Genomic DNA, 16,777 nt, shown 5'->3' with positions numbered 1-16,777 from the left:
GAAGCGGCAGCGGGCTTTTTAAAAATGGTGATTTGCAATGGTTCCGATGATTAAAAGGGACCCGCTGCCGCATATGTCGGTTTTTCAGCCTCTCATTTCCGTTTGCTCCATTTGGGTGTAATGCCGATGAAGAACTCGAAGTTGATACCCGGCATGGGACGTGAGAGCACTGAAAGATACTCCTCGTCAAAGAGGTTGTTGACCGTTCCTTTCAGGTTCAGGTCGGCCCACTTCAAAGACAGGCTTTTTTCCAGCGTCACGCTGTTCATGAAATAAGGCGGCAAATGTCCCGTCAGCGTGTAGTCGTTGCTTGACATGGTATAACGCTCGCTGTACCAGCACCACTTGTACAGCAAGCTCCATGTGCGCCATGTAAGTCGTCCGGTCACCGAGGACGAATATTCAGGGACGTACGGCAACTGTTTCCCCACGGACTGGTCGGCCGGCGACATCTTTTCTCCCTCGTTGATGGAGGGTGTCCACGAGAAGGTTCCCTTCAGATCCGCTTTCCAATTTTCGGAGAGTGCGACCGCCAAATTGGCGTTTGTTTCCACACCGTAGGCATGTACGCGCTTGATATTGCGCGGCGAGAAAAAGCCTTTGGTCGTTGGCAGCCAGATGATCCAGTCGTCTATATAGGAGTCAAACCAGTTCACGCCACCGCTTAGGGCATAACGGTTCTCCCGTCCCACAGCGAACGATATGCCTGCATCATATGTGAAGCCGTGCTCGCTTCGCAGGTCCGGGTTGCCACCCGGCAGGAAATAGAGATCGTTGAGTGTCGGAAAGCGGTAGTTGCGCGAGATGGAAGCCTTGGCGACGATGTTGCCCCTCTTCGAGATCACCCCGTCGAAAAACAGAGCCGGGATCAATGGCGTCCATTCCGTACCGTACATCTCCTCCCGCAATACGAGGGATATGCCGACACGGTCCGTCGGGCACCATTTGGCAGAGACGGCACCGGAAAGTTCGATACGTCCTTTATCATATCCGACAATGGCCCGGTCACCTTCTTGCAGGATGATGTTCTTGTCGGCACTTTCCACGAAGTGCTGGTGTGCAGAGACGTTCGCCGTGAAGAACCACGACTTGTGCGGCGTATATTCCCCCTCTATTTTTCCGTAGAAGGTATTGATTTTGCTGCGTGAACGGGTCATCGAGGCCATTATGCCATTGCCCTTGTCCCGCTTATAGTCATAGGCCATCCACGTATGGATATAGCCGGCCTTGGTGCCGAGCTTCCACTTGTCACGGTAGTGGTCCCACGACAGCACGCTACGCAGGGTATGTTCCCGCTGGCGGTTCTCGAAGTCGGCGTCATTGCCGTAATCCGTGGAGAGCATTGCCAGCTCCCGGTCGGAATTGATATACCATGCGTTCAGTCCGAAGCGGTCTCCGTGGCCGGTATTGTAATAGACTTCCTGCAAGACATGCAGGTCCTTGTAGGCTCCGCTGCGGTTACGCTCTGTCGGGTAATATGAACCGATGATGTTCTTGTCTTCATCATAGATGTTCTCCTTCTTGTCGCGGTTACGATACTTGTAGTCGTTCGGCGACGAAGAGTAGACCACGCGGGTGGAGCTTTGCCAGTGCTCGTTGCCATAGGTCAGGCGCAGGAACTCGTCGAAAGTCGAGAACGACCCGATACCCTGCACGTACTGTAACTTAAAGCCCTCCTGTCGGGCGGGAACCGTCGATAGTTTTACCAGGCCGCCCAGACCGCCGCCCGTTTCATTCACCGAGGAGGTACCGTGCAGCAGCGAGGCATCGTCGATGAAATAGGCGGGAATGGTGGAAAAGTCGGTCATGCCCAGCATGGGGTTGTTGATGCGCATGTCATTCCATGTCACTTGCATATGCGAGGGGGACGTACCCCGGAAGGCCACCGTTGAGAGCGTGGCACGACCGTAGCTCTTGACGAAAACCGAGGAGTTGAATGTCAGGATGTCGGCCATCGAAAGGGCGATGTTCTCTTTCAGTACAAGGGAATCGAACTTTGTCTTCTGGACGCCAATCTCCTTCATCGGGCGGCGTCCGATGACTGTCACTTCCGGAATATTGAAATGCCATCGGGAAGTGTTTGCGTCCCGTTTTGTTTCCTGCGCGAGAAGCATGGAAGGCAGTCCGAGGAGCAGCGTGAATACGAATGCGGTTAGTCTCTTCATTGTCATTATCTCCTCCTTCCCTTATTTCCAGCAGAATGCGCCGGGAATGATTCCTACATAAAACTGGTCCAGCAGTTCTCCGGCCTCGGAATAACGGTAAACGATACCTTGTTGCTGGTAGTCGATGGCGTCGGCCACGTAGACGTCTCCGTTGACGGGATTCACCGTGAGACCGTAGTAGAGGGTCCCTGAATATTCCAGGAACGGACGTACCGGAACACGCTCGGCTTCCACATCCATCGACCAGATGGCGTTGTTGATCCAGTAGAGTTTGTCGCCCGAACCGTTGAGCTGTACTTCCGAGGGCCAGTCCCCCAGCTTGAACTTGAACTGTTTTTCGACGGTGAATGTCGCAGCGTCGATACGATAGAGCGACGGGGGTTCGTATCCGTAGGGGCTGCCATCGTACCCGCCGTCGGTGATGGTCCACATCTTATGGTTCTTGTCCATGACCAGAGATGTGGGCTGAATACCCACGACCAGTTCATCTACCACCTGGTCGGTTTCGGTATCGATTTTCAGGATACGGTTCTGGTACGACCAGCAGTTCACATAGACATATTTGCCGTATTGCACCATCTGCTCCGTGGACCCCGATTCCATCGTCATGTCCGGGCACTCGATATATCCCGTGATTTCGTAGCGTTTGGGATTGACGATGAAGATGCGGTTGTCCCAAATTTGCGTCACATAGGCTTTCTCGTCCGAGAGAAAGTGGATATACCGCGGCGAAGTGAGGTTTGTGATGCGGCCGATCTCTTTAAAGGTGTTGATGTCTATGGCGAAAATCACATGCGAGTTGTTCACCACGATCCAGCCTACGCCGTCGCGTATGACCATCGATTGCGCCACATCCCCCAATTTGAACCCGTTGGCTCGGTAGAACACCTCGTTCTCCACCCGCTTCGTTTCGGGATCGTAGTACGAAAGCGTGGCATTGCTGTACTGGAAGTTGCCTTCGTTGGTGATGAACAGCCCCGTACCGGAAGCCATGAACTCTTCCGTTTCGCCGTAGTCCCACTTCATGCAACTGCCGAAAACTGGCAGGCAGAAAAGAAAAAGGCAAATCCGTTGTATTATTCTGCTCATTGTCATTCAAATAAACCAGAGTACCCGAATCATTACGGGTACTCTGGTTAAGATATAAGGTTTTAATCCTGCTGCGTATATTGTTTGTCCTTCATATTTTGGAAGGTTGGGCTATACCCACAATTCGTCACACTCCAGTTTTCCTCCGTAATCATTCCGTTTTCTATGAAACTGCCGAAGAAAGTGTAGTCGGTAAATTTCGTCAAACCGTTAAAAACAACCCCATGTAAGGTCTTCAACTTCTCCATGGAAAATGTTTCCTGAAAAAGAGAAGTCGCACTTTTTATCTGTAACGTACCATCTATTGTCTGTAATTTAGCAGAAGTAATACCTGTTGCTTGATTAACGAACAACCCTTCACCTCCTACATGAAGCAATTCCGGAAGATCCAGCGATTTACTTTGTAAAGTTATTGCTAACGCACCCGCTCCCTCTTTATAATATACAGGAGAGGTTGAGCAACAAACTTTAGACAACAATGGTAAGTCGCAACCTTTAAGATTGCCGGACAAATAAAACTGACCTCCCACTTCTTTCAAGGCTGACATTGTGACTGACCCCATCATGGGTATTTGGATGTATCCATATCCATCTATGATTTCCAAGTCGGGAAATTTGGCATTGCTTCGCATTTGACCTGTCACATGCAGATTTCCATGTACATGTTGAATTGTCGATATGGTATAATCGGTATCGTTGGTGGTTGGAGTACAAGTGAAATCATTGATACTTTTGAATGTGATTTCAGGGAACTTGTTATTCGTCAGACTGGTGATGACAAAATTTACGTTTGACAAATCCTCGGTCGTTTCAATTTTGGAGAGCTGCACCTTGTCTTTAATTTCAATCTGGGGTGCCGTTTCTCCAAAAGTTTCAAATCGGGCGTTCTGCAACATCAGTGTTCCGTTCACGTCTTCAAGATAATCCAGCGTAATGCTTCCAAGTGTGGTGATTTTACTCCAGTCAGGAAGCTGCTTGAGTGCTGTGAAATTTTTTATCTTTATCTGCCCCTTTACCGCTGTCAGTTTGTCCATTCCGCCGAAAGCCTGAAGCACGTCATTCCGTTGGGGAACAAAAGCCCCGGTAGGAGGAGCTTCCATATTGGCTTCCATAATAATACTTCCGTTTACTGTCTCGATTTCCGGTAGGTTGATGGTTTCCAACATTACGGGGACGGTGTGGAAATCAAGGCCACCGGTCTCTTTCAGTTTAAGGAAGTTCATGGAGGTCAGCTTGGCAAGATTGTTTACGGACAAAACTCCTCCGACACTTGTCAGTTCCGGGATTTCCAAAGACACAATCGAACCGGCTGCTGTGTTCTCTTCATTGAGTCCTTGGATATTCAGATCCTGACCTACAGTGGTCAGAACCGGAAACTCAAAGCTCTGTAACAATGGCGCATTGAACATCACGCTTCCTTCAATAGTTGTCAGGTTCTTGAATAGGACATAAGTCACTTGGTCGTTATATACCGATATGTCTCCGGAGAGCGTTTCCAAAGCTTTCATGGAAATCATGTGAAGCTTCGTAGCTTTCGAGGCGACATCGGTCGAACCTATCTGTAAACCTCCAGCCGAAACTATATTATCCAACCCTGTCAAGTCGCTACCGTTGTAACTGTTACGAATGATAATGTTGCCAGTAACCTCTTTCAAAGATGCCAATAAGGATATGTCAGTGATTTTTTCTGCTTCTTCCGCATCAGAGCCGATAATCAGGTTCCCTTTGACAACGGTTGTTTGGGTCGCGGCAAAAGAGGCTACCTCCTTGGTGGTCTTCAACTCCACATCTCCGTCAGATTCTATCTCGCTTTTCACCACCTTATAGGCATATTCGCGGGCATCTCCGTTATAGGATGTCACCCGGAAAGTCCGTTCATTATCCCAGTCCGTTATCGTTTCTGGATCAGGTATGATTGTTGCAGAAGTCGTGTACTTGAATTCCACTTCGGCATTGTTCAGCGATACCGTATAGGGAACGGTTATTGTTACTGTATTGTCCGCAATATCGGCCGTGTACGATTTTCCGTCCACGGTCATCACGACCGACGTGATGAAATTCTCATCTGCATCTTCAGGTATAATTTCATCGTTTTTGTCACACGCACCCAAAAAGAACAAAGATAGGAGCATGGGAAGAAAATAAATTTTCATACTTATAATTTTTATTATTTGGTTAAATCCTCAAAAGAAAATACTTCCGTTGAAACTTCGCCCAGCCAGCCGCTTTTGGCCAAAACACCGCATTGTACTTTGATAAAGTCAATATATTGCAGATTGGCTTCCGTTCCATCGGCATGGATAGCATTGGATATTTTGAAACCGTTCCTTTGACCGCTTCCATCCACCGTACTGCCGCCTTCTATCTGGTCGTTTCCGAAATTGTCCACATACCCCCAATCATAAGCCTGATTATCCCAGTAACCGGTTTGTGAATCTTGGATGTTGCGGGAAGCCAGACAAGTACCTGTCAGGGTATAACTGTTTTCCGAAATCCAAGCCGGATAATAATAGTCCTGCGTATGATAAGCGGACAGATAGTCTACCCAGCCGTTCCTACCGTCGGAACTGATCCATCGGACATCCATTTTTTTGCCTTCCGGACGGTAATAGGTCACTTCAAAATTCTGTATTGTTTTTTCCTTGCCAGCTTCAGATCCTTTCAGTTCGTACCACTCGTCATCCGGCAATTTGTTTCCGTTTATATCCTGCATGACCCATACGATACCCGGTTCGGAACTGCCGTCAAAGGCGTTCCCCTGAACACAGAAATCATACTGGTTGCCCGAATTGGGAATACTGTGGTCGAAGCCGACGATGATATAACCGCCGAAAGAACCCAAAGAAACGTGTAGTTTGTCTTTCAAACGCTGTGTTGCCCATGCGATAGCCGCTTCAGGGGATGTTTCGTTGCCGGTCATACCGCCTATCGTGCTCGTCTCGTTGATAAATTGGCCGGGAGCCGGAGTATATTCATAGACTTTGTCCCAAAACTTTGAACTTCCCGAAGCCCGGAATCTATCCTCTTCCTTTTTGTCCACACAGACGACTTTTACGGTGGCGGTGACAGCCGTCTTTCCTTTGTCGATATTCCTGCTTATTTTTTCCGTCGGTGCGTCTTCCGACACAGTACAGGAGACGGTGTATTCTCCGGGTGTAGACGGCGTGAACCTGAACATGCGTTCCATTTCTCCTTCCATGACCTGACCGTCCACACTCCACTCAAAACGGGGATTGTCGAAATACTCCAACAATGGGCGCAGGAAAACAGGACGGTCGGCAAATGTGTACCTGTCCGTGGATGTTTGCTGGTAAGACGGGGTCGGGAATTTGACAACGTAGGGCATCGTTTCCACGACCTCTACGCTTACATCCTTCGTTGTTGTCCCATCTATATTGGAAGCGTTGATTGTCACCGTATAAACACCGAGTTCTTGTTCATTGAAAGTATAAGTATTCTCGGTGGAAACGATTTTTCTTTCCCGTATCCATTCGATTTTGAACCCTTCTACATCCGAATGCTGAATATCGGGAGTAAATGTGTAATCGGTATTCCGGACAACTTTTAGCCCCTGCGAAGGTAGTGCCAGTGAAATGACCGGAGGGGTGAGTTCCTTCACTTCTACTTTCAGTTCCTCTTCGGCATAGCCTTCCGCATTGTCTACTCTTAGTTTGACGTAAAAATCCCCGCATTCATTCCATGTACGTTGAAGAGACGGACCCGAAGAAACCAGCGTACCGTTTATCGTCCAAGCAAAAAGAGCATCTTCAACATTCTGGTATGTCGGGGCGATAGTCAATTCATGACCGACCTTGACCGTGTAAATACCGGTTTCGCTGTCAAGTTCTATTATGGGTTGTCCTCCTACCTCTTCGGTAATGACTTCATCCTTGTTGCAGGAGGTGAACAGCATACAGACAAAAACAATAAAATAGTAAAAACGATGCATGATGTGTGGATTTTAGAACAATAACAGGGATACCCCCCGACAGAAGGGATATCCCTGTATTCTTTTTATTGTATAGTGATATCATCGATACAGATGTAAGCCGGAGTATTCAAACCGTATGCTCCCGAATCCGAACCCTCGAAATTGAACTTCACACTTTGCACCCCTTCGGCATTGATTTCCCAATAATCCCATGTCGTGATAGGATCAACCTGTTGTTGGCCGCCACGATAGTCGACTAAAAGACGTTTATAAGTGCGGATCAAACCGCCATCCGCATCGTAACACTCCAGATTCACTTGGAAATACCCTTCCATCTCTTTCAGAGGAGTCGCTACCCCCGTAGAACCGAATTGATTACCATAAGTGATGACTCCATAAGTGTATGAGGTGTTGCAGATCCACAGGCCGACCAACTTCCGGGGAACATTGAAATAAAATTCTGGTTTAGCCATCCATGCCTGATTGTAAGCATCCACATATCCGTAAACGACACCGAAATTGGAGCCGCTGTGCCCGGCTTCCTTATCCTGTCCTTCCGCCTCCACCGCAGTGTTATAGACAGAACACTGGTTCAGATAAGAATACCACCAGTCTCCGGTATTTCCCGACTGATTGGAGCGGATGTTCCAGTTGGAAAGTGCGATACCACCGCTGGAATACTCTGTGCTTCCACCTACTGTATTAAACATTGAAAGGAAGAGATATTCTTCCGGAGTATTGTCGTAAATGGTGGTTACTTGAGGATACCCTTGGTACGAATAAAGATTTTCTCCGGCCGAGGTAGGTCCTGCCAACATACCGGAATCGAAATCATCGAAAGTGATAGTCAAGGTACCGTCCGGATTTGTCACAGCACGGGTTTGCGAAGTTCCGGAATCAACCACTTCCATCAAAAAGTCATCGTCTTGACTACAGGCGGTAAACAAGGCGGTTGCCGTCAATAGGAAGGCACCTGCAAAAAAGCGTAAATTTCTTTTCATAAATCATAGTTACTTTAGTAAATATTATATCTATAAACACAAAAATTCCCGTTTGCACAGGATCTGTACAAACGGGAATTTTTGTATAACAAGCCGTAACGACACCGGGTCACTACCTTACTTTGACTACTTTACCTGATTGATTCCCGCAGGCACAAATCCTTTTTTGGTCATAGCAGGTCTTCTGACTCGTCCCGATTATCGTGCCTTCCCAGTTTTCACCAGTGGCAAAAGTATACGATAAACATTCCGGGGACTTACAGCAGCGGGTACTGTTCCGGATTCTCACCGGATTCCCTTTTCATTTCCAGCAAGTATTTTTCTGGCTGGAAAACTATTACCGCCACAAAATTATGCAAAAAAATCCTATAAATATCATCTTTTGAAGATTTTCAAACGTAATAACAACAAAAAACTTCAAAAGACACAATCGGAGCAAAAGCCGGAATGAACGGCATTCATTTCTGGCGACAGTCAAATTCACCCCGAGGTTTGGCTCCTGCTTTATGGATAGTACTGCTTTATGATGATGTTTTCAGCCATGCTTTTGATATATGGTATTAAGTTATGTATGAGAATCAAAGGTTGCACAGCCATAGGTATAATGATTCGGTTCTCATTTTTGATGATAAGCCACAGGGGCGACAGTAAGCGATTGCTTGCAATGGCTTTTTCCTCACAGATTATTCCCAGCTAAAATGAAATTCACCATATTAACATTTAACTGGAATAATTAACAGGTTGTTTTATGCTGAAAATCAGCAATTTGCGCCCATGCGCACTATAAAACGATGATTAAATCCAATCCTTTTTTCCCTATTTTTGTTTCAAAATTAATTTAATGAATGAACATGTATGGAAACCATGAAACAACTTGTACACAGTCTTTTATCGGACACTTCCAATGCGGTATCCCATTTGCAGCGGATCAATGAGGCATTGCTGAAAGAATATGAATTGCATTTGGGCAGTTATCTGTCCGTCCTGCCGCTTCAAGTGGAAATATACTATGTGAATTTTCAGACGAGACCGCTTTTTGTCGATACGAATATGCACTGTCTGTCTTCTATGAATGCCAAGATAGACCCTGAAATTTGGTCGTTGCAGTCCGGTCGTTTTGGAAAGCTCTATTGCCATTTGCGGGGCCATGGAGGTATTGATGTCTGTTTGTCCGACAATGAAACGTATGCACTCAGCGCCACGATCAAGTCTGCGAGGATAAACGGAGAGGACGTATGGAGCCAGAGCAGGGTTTATGCGCGGATTATGCAAATAATCTGCGAACACGAAGACCGCGTAGGAGTGGAGGATATTACCGGCTGGATAAACGGTCTGGATTTGCAGGTTCTTTCGCGTCGCTTGCAGCCGGAGACGGGATGTGTCTATCATATGAAACGCAGACTAAGACGTATGGACAAGAACAATTCCTTGCCGTTGCATTCCTTTATGGATATCTGGAACAAGAAAATGCCGCTTACCAATGTCCAGAGAATCGACATCTATATGGCAGCCCATCCTACGGAAAACGCTCTGGAGGTAATGCGGGCGCATAATTACCGGTTTATACCGACGGGGGTTCGGATAAAGTATGGTATATCACCCCAAGCGCGTTTATAATTACTGCCGTGCAAGGGGCATGAGTCCTTGCTAATTTTTAAATATCGATTAAAATGTCAAAGACGTATTCTAATCAGATGGATAAGGCAAAAGTTTTGGTTGCCGGATTAAGGAAGAATTACGAACGGATTAAGGACCAAGGCATTGGTCTTGAAGAATTGTCGGCACTGGAAAGTGCTATCGGTGAAGGAGAAAAACTGAATAAGGAAGTGGAGCGGCTACATGCTGAAACCCATGAAATGATCTCCCAAGCCAATAGGCAACTGATAGAGGTCAAGGATAAAGCCGCCGAATTCAAGCGCATAGTCAAGCGGTGCGTCGATATGGAGGAATGGAAAGAGTTTGGGGTAATGGACAAACGCTGACCGGCGTAAAGGGAATACACTTGCTGTAACATTGTAAATGCCATATATCGAATAAGTTACAAAGGGAACACAAAAAGTGACTTTAAGAGCTTTTTGTGATATATGTACATTTATAATTTTGCAGTGTTATATTATAATTACCTATAATTAAAGCAAATCAGGTATGAAACAGAAATTTTTAGCAGTACTATTGCTTTCTGCAAGCTTATTTAGTGCTTGTAGCAAAGACGAAGAAGCGGGTTGGGAAAAATTACCGACCACTCCAATTAAGATTGACGGCAGCAATGCCACGATGACCGTCAACGGTGAGACAAGCACCACGGGGCAAGTAACATTCAATGCAGAGAGTGAATCAAAAGCCATACTTACGCTGACAGATGTAGTGGGTGGCTATCCCAGTCTGCAAATTCCTGTCGAAATGACATCCGGGACAGACGGAAATTCATACGCTTTCACAGGAAGCACTACTGTGAATACAGCCCCGCAGGTGAGGAGTGTTTCTGCCGACCCGGCCTTGCTGACTGTGGATGCCCGTGGTACGATTTCCACGGACGGCAAATTATCACTTGATTTGACCGCTTACGGTCCGGGACTTAATTTAGGTACTTACTCTGGAGCGACTCTGACACTGACTTACAGCGACGTGAATATGATGGGAGCCGTAGTCTATTACACCCTATCCGGCACTACTCCAACCCTGACCCTGACAAATATCGTTCCGGGTGAGCCGAGTGTTTCCATTGAGAGTGTATATACCGATCAAAACGGCTCTTTCTCCGGTACTGCCAACACATCGGGAGGTGCGGAAGTCAAATATGACGGTACGGTGAATGCGGCTAACGGCATGACGCTTGCCTTGAATGTAACGATGCCCGATGCACGGGGACTGGCCGGTACATACGGCTGGGCAGAGATTAAGAATGAAGGGAGCTACAACGGGCAACAGGGTATGCCTTCAGGTTCAGGTTTCTATATAGATATCGTGGATGACAACGGTTCAACGGGAGGAGATAACTCCAGTCTTGGGTTTATTGTAAGACCACTCCTGGGAGGAATCCTGCCACAAGCATTAAGTAAAGTTACGTTCGACGCCGATGGAAATATCCTTGCCGATTATTCTTCGGCTTCCGTTGCCATCCCGATGGCTGACGAGTATGACTTGGGTGATCCAAACGAGCAGATGATGTGGCTCTATGTGGGCATAATGTCAGGCGGTTTCAAACAAGAAAAATTAAACACGATGCTTAGCAGACGTACATACCAGTCTTCGCCTGCCAACCTTGCCCATTGGTTCATAAAAGACAAGCAGTTGAATGTGAAGCTGAATGTAGCCGCCATCGTATCCCAAGCATTGGCCGACAAGGGCATGACCGATACGGGATTGGATTTGTCTTCCATCATCAATCAGTTGCTGGACACGGATGCACAAGGCTTACGGGAGCTATTGAAAAGTTTTTCTTCCCTGATGGGAGACTATGCCTCTTTTGTAACGCTGCTGATGGATAAAGCGGACGATGCCACGTTAAACACATTGCTCGACTGGGTGAAAAACGGCATTCCTCTGAATATGCAAACAACAGACGGACATACCCGCATATACCTCGACCGTGACGACTTGAATATGTTCATAAAGTTGCTGAAAGATTCTGAAATATACACAGCTCTCACTGCCATGCTACCCGCCGAGGCCCAAATGGCATCTACATTTGTATATCAAATCTGCAACGATTGGGAGAACCTTTCAACCTTCAATATAGGGCTGGATTTAATCAAGAATTAATAATCCTAAAAGTGATAAAAATGAAAAGATTTGTATTATTGGTGCTTATGTTTTGCGCAATAAGCGCAATGGCTGTTGTTCAGGCTCAAACCACTTATACGGGAACGTTAAATGTATCAGCCTCCAATGGAGTGACTTCCTCTGACGAAAACAGTCAAGTAACGGTTGTTGATAATGGCACAACGGCTACACTGACAATGTATGACCTGAATATCGGGGGCTATACGGTTTCGACAGTGACAGCTACGCTTGAAAAAACTACGGATGGAACGATTACGGGATGCAGTAGTATTTCTGTAACCGGCTCGCTGCCTGGTACAGTGACTCCCTTATCGGCAAGCGGCTTAATCACAGATAGCACTTGTTCGGTAGATATGAGCATGAGTGCCATGTTCGGATTGGTAACTGTTGATGTCAGTTTCCAATCTAATTGAGGGAATAAAATAATGTGATATTTCTATAAAAGCGCTGCGCAGTCAAACTGTCGCAGTGCTTTTATTTTTTATCAATGTAATAGTTAAAACTAACGACTTTAGCATATTCCATATCCGAATGCTTTCTGCATCGGATTCTATCAACCGTTTGCCTCCTATTACTGGTCGCTGATTCAGATGCGATCCATGTTATATATTGATAATCATTAGGATACATCGACCATAGTATATGTTGGGCCACGACTCCATCACCACCACACACAGATCTACCTCACCTCGATTGACACGGTCACCATCTTCCGAACCAACGGTTTGATTGTCAGTAATTTATATTCCATTCCGTGTCAGACAAAAATATCCGTTTCTTCATAAGAAACGGATACCCGATGCAAAGGTAAGCAAAAGTCTTGAATCAGAAATCATTAGAATTTGATTTTTTTTGCGCTTTATGCTCAAAAGCATTTTTAATGTCAGATGATTTATTAAGATAAAACGTATTTTCTTGATTATCAAAATGTTGCGCATCACGTCCGTTTTTTATGAAAAAACGGATTGCGAATAGGATGAAAAAGAAATTGTTTTTCATAGCGTTGTTGTTTTATGGCGGCTGTCTGTCGGCACAGACGGTCCACGAGGTGCGCGACTCCGTGCAAATCCATTTCCGGCAGGGGAAGATCGACCTGTCGCCCTCTGTGGGCGACAACCGTTCCGCGCTGGCCCGGATTGCCGACAGCCTGCGCACAAGCTATGCCGATTCCATCTACCGGTTGCAGAGGATTCTTGTCGTGGGCGGTGCCTCGCCCGAGGGCAGCGTCAGAATCAACCGGTGGCTGTCCGAGAAGCGTGCGGGCGTACTGTTCGACTACCTCTCGCGCTACGGCGCACTTCCCGATTCCCTGAAGGCGTCCGAATTCCTCGGGCGCGACTGGGGCGGCCTGATACGTCTGGTCATGGACGATCCGGACGTGCCTTATAGGGAGGAGACGCTGGCCCTGCTGCGTGAGATCGCGGACGAGGCACGGGGAGCCGCCCCCGCGAAAGGCGACCATCTGGGACGCATCCAGCGGCTGCGTGGCGGAGCACCGTACTGGTACATGTACAAGCGCCATTTCCCCGACCTTCGCGCCTCACGGCTCTACCTCTGGTACGAGAAGGTCTGGAACCCCGCCGCGCCCATACCGCAGCCCAAGGCGGAAATCCTCGTTCCGCCGGTGGACACCGTGATTATCCGCGATACGATATACATCCACGACACCCTCTACGTCGCCCGGCCCTGCCCGGAGCGGCCTTTCTACATGGCACTGAAGACCAACATGCTCTACGACGCCCTGCTCATACCCAATATCGGCGTGGAGTTCTACCTGGGCCGTAACTGGTCCGTCGCCGCCGACTGGATGTACGGCTGGTGGAAGACAGACCGCCGCCACTGGTACTGGCGTGCCTACGGAGGCGGCATCTCCGTGCGCAAGTGGTTTGGCCGCGCCGCGGAAGAGAAGCCGCTCACCGGCCACCATCTCGGCCTCTACGGGCAGATATTCACCTACGACTTCGAGACCGGGGGCCGCGGATACATGGGCGGCAAGCCCGGCGGCACATTGTGGGATAAGATGAATTATGCGGCAGGCGTGGAATACGGCTACTCGCATCCCATCGCACGCCGTCTGAACATCGACTTCACCATCGGCGTGGGCTACTGGGGCGGAACCTACCACGAATACAAGCCCGTGGACGGCTGCTATGTGTGGCAGTCCACCAGACAGCGCCACTGGTTCGGCCCGACCAAGGCCGAGGTCTCGCTCGTCTGGCTCCTCGGACACGGCAACTATAATAAGGGGAAAGGAGGCCGGCGATGAAAAAGAAAGCGGTTTACGCAGGCTTCACCGCACTGTGCCTGATGGCGTTAAGCGTGCTTTTCCCCTCCTGCGAGCATAAGGAGCTGTGCTACCAGCACCCGCATGTGAAGACCGTCCGTGTGGTGTTCGACTGGTGCGACGCCCCCGACGCCTCCCCCAAGGGCATGTGCGTCTATTTCTACCCGGCAGAGGGCGGTGGCGGACAGCGCTTCGACTTCAAGGGCACGGACGGCGGCGAGGTCGAGCTACGGGTGGGCGCCTACCGGGTGATGTGCTACAATAACGACACCGAGGCGGTGCTGTTCCACGGCACCGACGGTTTCGACACCCACGGGGGATACACCCGTGAGGGCAACGTGCTGGAGCCCATCTACGGCAACGGGGCGAGCTACGCGCCGCGTGCCGCAGGGACGGAGGACGAGCGGACCGTCATCACGCCCGACATGATGTGGGGCTGCACGGCTACCGAGGTGGAGGTTACCGATACGGGCGTCAGCTACGTCTGTGTCCCGTTCAGCGAGAAGGACGTGTGGGACGGCAAGCCGGCGGTGAGCGCCGAGCAGGTCATCACCCTCTATCCCCACGAGCTGATATGCACCTACACCTACGAGGTGCGCAACGTCAAGAACCTGAAGCACGCCACGCAGATGTGCGGCTCCCTCTCGGGCATGGCCCCCTCCCTGCTCTTCGGCGACGAGTCGCTCGGCACGGAGTGCGTCACGATACCTTTCGAGTCCGTTTCGGACGGCGTCTCCACCATCACCGGCAGGTTCTACACCTTCGGCCACCATGAGGAGAACACCGCCCCGCACCGCATGACGTTCTACGTCGTCATGGACGACGGCAAGAAGTACGCCTACGGCACGGACGCGGGCGAACGCTTCGACGTCACCGGCCAGGTGCATGAAGCGCCGGACAAGCGGCACGTGCATATCGTCATCGACGGCCTCGACCTGCCGCAGCCCATCGAGAACGGCAGCGGTTTCGACGTCTCGGTAGACGACTGGGAGGTGGTCGAAGAGGACATCGTCATGTAACGGACAATTATAGCCACATATATTATTACAAACCATTATTTTTACAGCGAATAAAATGAAAAGATTCTTTTTCGGAGCGTTCGGATTGCTGGCACTGGCATCCTGCTCCAACGACGAGCTGACAAGCATCAACCGTGACGGCGACGAGATCGCCTTCAGCGTGGTGACAAACTCCGCTACCCGTGCGGCGAGTGTCTATTGTAACAACAATCAGCCGAATGAGTTCTATGTGTATGCCACATCCAACAATGCGACGTACATCAACAATGACAAGATTGAAAAACAAGAAGACAAGTGGGTGAACACGAGCGGTACCCGCTACTGGCCAGACGATGAGGTTACTTTCTACGCACATGTGAATGCCGATACAGATGAGAGTGCCGAGAGTGGATTCCAGTGGAACAATGGCTCACCGACAATCAAGGACTTTACGGTTGGAACGGAAGTAGAGAAACAGAAAGACCTGCTCTATGCCATGAAAAAGGCGAGCAAAAGCGACGGCCAAGCCTTACTCAACTTCCGCCACGCCCTCTCGCAGATCGTGTTCCAAGCCAAGAACACGAATCCGAACCTCTACGTGGAAATCTCCGGCGTTTCCGTCTGCAAGGTGAATAGCAAGGGCACGTTCATTTATCCCACCACCGACGAAACGGATGACAAGGTTGGAGAACACAATGATAACGGCTCTATTGATTATGATAATCAAGGTTGGGGAAAATGGGAAAATCTGTCCGAAGCAGAAAGATATCTCGTGGAATTCGATAAGGTAAAACTTGAGGGAGATAAACAAGTGAAATCACTTACAAACACAGACGAAACCAGCAAAGCTTGGCACAACGTCATGCTTCTCCTGCCGCAGAAGAATGATGCATGGGTGGTGTCTGGTGACAACGCCACAGCCAAACCGGTAGACCAAGAGGGCACCTATTTCCTCGTGAAATGCCAGATATGGAATGTAGCTGATTCGAAGCAAGGAAAACAAGACAACGATCATTGCCTGTGGTGTGAAGAAGATGAAAATGGAAATCAAATCGCAAAAGACGCCGCCATCCCCGTTAAGATAGACTGGGAACAAGGCAAGAAGTACATCTACACCTTCGTGTTCGGTGATGGCAACGGCGGTTACAACCCCGATCCGGACGGTCCGGACCCGCAGCCCGTTCTCGTCCCTATCACGTTTGAGGTAACAGTCGATGATTTCGTCAATGCTACTGATAATCCTATCGAAGTCGAGATGGATGAACCGAAAGCAACAGAAGGAGGAGAATCAGAAGGAAATGCAGAAGCATAAGTCCCGGCCTTCGGATGCGAGACACAACGGGAATTACCGTATCTGATCCTCGGGACTGCAGTACGGATGAAAGGGGGTGTCTGCGGCTTGTCAGGCGCCCCTTCCCGTCCGCAGCAAGTCTGCCGGACACACACCGCATGGATACAGCGCCGCGCCCGCCAGGCACGGCTCACGGATACGGACACACATGATTACGGGCCGGACGGGGTTGAAT

The 16,777-nt window shown here is 49.0% G+C and carries 12 protein-coding genes and 1 riboswitch; of the genes, 7 read left to right on the top strand and 5 right to left on the bottom strand.

The window, feature by feature from the left end; genetic code table 11:
* Positions 1-92 precede the first annotated feature (92 nt).
* The 5 genes from K429_RS28780 to K429_RS0115220 all read right to left on the bottom strand — a co-directional run bounded on the left by K429_RS28780 (position 93) and on the right by K429_RS0115220 (position 8,186).
* Positions 93-2,165, bottom strand: coding sequence for a TonB-dependent receptor (locus K429_RS28780; protein ID WP_044096857.1), 2,073 nt, complete (start codon positions 2,163-2,165; stop codon positions 93-95).
* A gap of 21 nt (positions 2,166-2,186) precedes the next feature.
* The gene (locus tag K429_RS0115235) at positions 2,187-3,254 is read right to left on the bottom strand and encodes a DUF5074 domain-containing protein (RefSeq protein ID WP_044096693.1); all 1,068 of its coding nucleotides are present in this window, start codon (positions 3,252-3,254) and stop codon (positions 2,187-2,189) included.
* Between the two features lie 62 nt (positions 3,255-3,316).
* On the bottom strand, positions 3,317-5,407 hold the full coding sequence (locus K429_RS0115230) for a hypothetical protein (protein ID WP_026367466.1): 2,091 nt from the start codon (positions 5,405-5,407) through the stop codon (positions 3,317-3,319).
* A 14-nt stretch (positions 5,408-5,421) separates the two neighbouring features.
* Positions 5,422-7,203, bottom strand: coding sequence for a PKD-like domain-containing protein (locus K429_RS0115225; RefSeq protein ID WP_026367465.1), 1,782 nt, complete (start codon positions 7,201-7,203; stop codon positions 5,422-5,424).
* A 65-nt stretch (positions 7,204-7,268) separates the two neighbouring features.
* Complete coding sequence (locus tag K429_RS0115220; RefSeq protein ID WP_026367464.1) at positions 7,269-8,186, bottom strand: DUF4465 domain-containing protein; 918 nt, start codon at positions 8,184-8,186, stop codon at positions 7,269-7,271.
* Between the two features lie 156 nt (positions 8,187-8,342).
* Positions 8,343-8,540: riboswitch (cobalamin riboswitch) on the bottom strand.
* Between the two features lie 501 nt (positions 8,541-9,041).
* Between K429_RS0115220 and K429_RS0115210 the strand changes: the two genes are divergently transcribed.
* The 7 genes from K429_RS0115210 to K429_RS0115180 all read left to right on the top strand — a co-directional run bounded on the left by K429_RS0115210 (position 9,042) and on the right by K429_RS0115180 (position 16,563).
* A complete protein-coding gene (locus K429_RS0115210; protein WP_026367463.1) occupies positions 9,042-9,803 on the top strand; it encodes a hypothetical protein in 762 nt (253 codons plus the stop codon).
* Between the two features lie 53 nt (positions 9,804-9,856).
* Positions 9,857-10,168 carry a hypothetical protein gene (locus tag K429_RS0115205; protein ID WP_026367462.1) on the top strand — a complete coding sequence of 104 codons (312 nt, stop codon included), beginning with the start codon at positions 9,857-9,859 and terminating at the stop codon, positions 10,166-10,168.
* Positions 10,169-10,331: 163 nt separating this feature from the next.
* Positions 10,332-11,948 (top strand): DUF4925 domain-containing protein, encoded by a 1,617-nt coding sequence (locus tag K429_RS0115200; RefSeq protein ID WP_026367461.1) that lies wholly within the window; start codon positions 10,332-10,334, stop codon positions 11,946-11,948.
* A 20-nt stretch (positions 11,949-11,968) separates the two neighbouring features.
* Positions 11,969-12,382, top strand: a complete 414-nt coding sequence (locus tag K429_RS0115195; RefSeq protein WP_155923419.1) for a hypothetical protein — start codon at positions 11,969-11,971, stop codon at positions 12,380-12,382.
* A 563-nt stretch (positions 12,383-12,945) separates the two neighbouring features.
* Positions 12,946-14,235 carry a DUF3575 domain-containing protein gene (locus K429_RS0115190; RefSeq protein ID WP_026367459.1) on the top strand — a complete coding sequence of 430 codons (1,290 nt, stop codon included), beginning with the start codon at positions 12,946-12,948 and terminating at the stop codon, positions 14,233-14,235.
* The gene (locus K429_RS0115185) at positions 14,232-15,272 is read left to right on the top strand and encodes a DUF5119 domain-containing protein (protein ID WP_026367458.1); all 1,041 of its coding nucleotides are present in this window, start codon (positions 14,232-14,234) and stop codon (positions 15,270-15,272) included. The genes K429_RS0115190 and K429_RS0115185 overlap by 4 nt, the downstream gene beginning before the upstream one ends.
* Before the next feature lie 55 nt (positions 15,273-15,327).
* A complete protein-coding gene (locus K429_RS0115180) occupies positions 15,328-16,563 on the top strand; it encodes a fimbrillin family protein (RefSeq protein WP_026367457.1) in 1,236 nt (411 codons plus the stop codon).
* Positions 16,564-16,777: the final 214 nt, after the last annotated feature.

It is taken from the genome of Bacteroides sp. 14(A) (assembly GCF_000526555.1).
Taxonomy (GTDB): Bacteria; Bacteroidota; Bacteroidia; order Bacteroidales; family Bacteroidaceae; genus Bacteroides; species Bacteroides cellulosilyticus.
The sequence above is the reverse complement of the archived record's forward strand: the minus strand, read 5'-3'. Positions and strand labels throughout refer to the sequence as shown.

Coding starts and splice junctions, on each gene's coding strand:
- K429_RS28780 (WP_044096857.1), bottom strand. CDS start 2,165: ATGAAGAGACTAACCGCATTCGTATTCACGCTGCTCCTCGGACTGCCT.
- K429_RS0115235 (WP_044096693.1), bottom strand. CDS start 3,254: ATGAGCAGAATAATACAACGGATTTGCCTTTTTCTTTTCTGCCTGCCA.
- K429_RS0115230 (WP_026367466.1), bottom strand. CDS start 5,407: ATGAAAATTTATTTTCTTCCCATGCTCCTATCTTTGTTCTTTTTGGGT.
- K429_RS0115225 (WP_026367465.1), bottom strand. CDS start 7,203: ATGCATCGTTTTTACTATTTTATTGTTTTTGTCTGTATGCTGTTCACC.
- K429_RS0115220 (WP_026367464.1), bottom strand. CDS start 8,186: ATGAAAAGAAATTTACGCTTTTTTGCAGGTGCCTTCCTATTGACGGCA.
- K429_RS0115210 (WP_026367463.1), top strand. CDS start 9,042: ATGGAAACCATGAAACAACTTGTACACAGTCTTTTATCGGACACTTCC.
- K429_RS0115205 (WP_026367462.1), top strand. CDS start 9,857: ATGTCAAAGACGTATTCTAATCAGATGGATAAGGCAAAAGTTTTGGTT.
- K429_RS0115200 (WP_026367461.1), top strand. CDS start 10,332: ATGAAACAGAAATTTTTAGCAGTACTATTGCTTTCTGCAAGCTTATTT.
- K429_RS0115195 (WP_155923419.1), top strand. CDS start 11,969: ATGAAAAGATTTGTATTATTGGTGCTTATGTTTTGCGCAATAAGCGCA.
- K429_RS0115190 (WP_026367459.1), top strand. CDS start 12,946: ATGAAAAAGAAATTGTTTTTCATAGCGTTGTTGTTTTATGGCGGCTGT.
- K429_RS0115185 (WP_026367458.1), top strand. CDS start 14,232: ATGAAAAAGAAAGCGGTTTACGCAGGCTTCACCGCACTGTGCCTGATG.
- K429_RS0115180 (WP_026367457.1), top strand. CDS start 15,328: ATGAAAAGATTCTTTTTCGGAGCGTTCGGATTGCTGGCACTGGCATCC.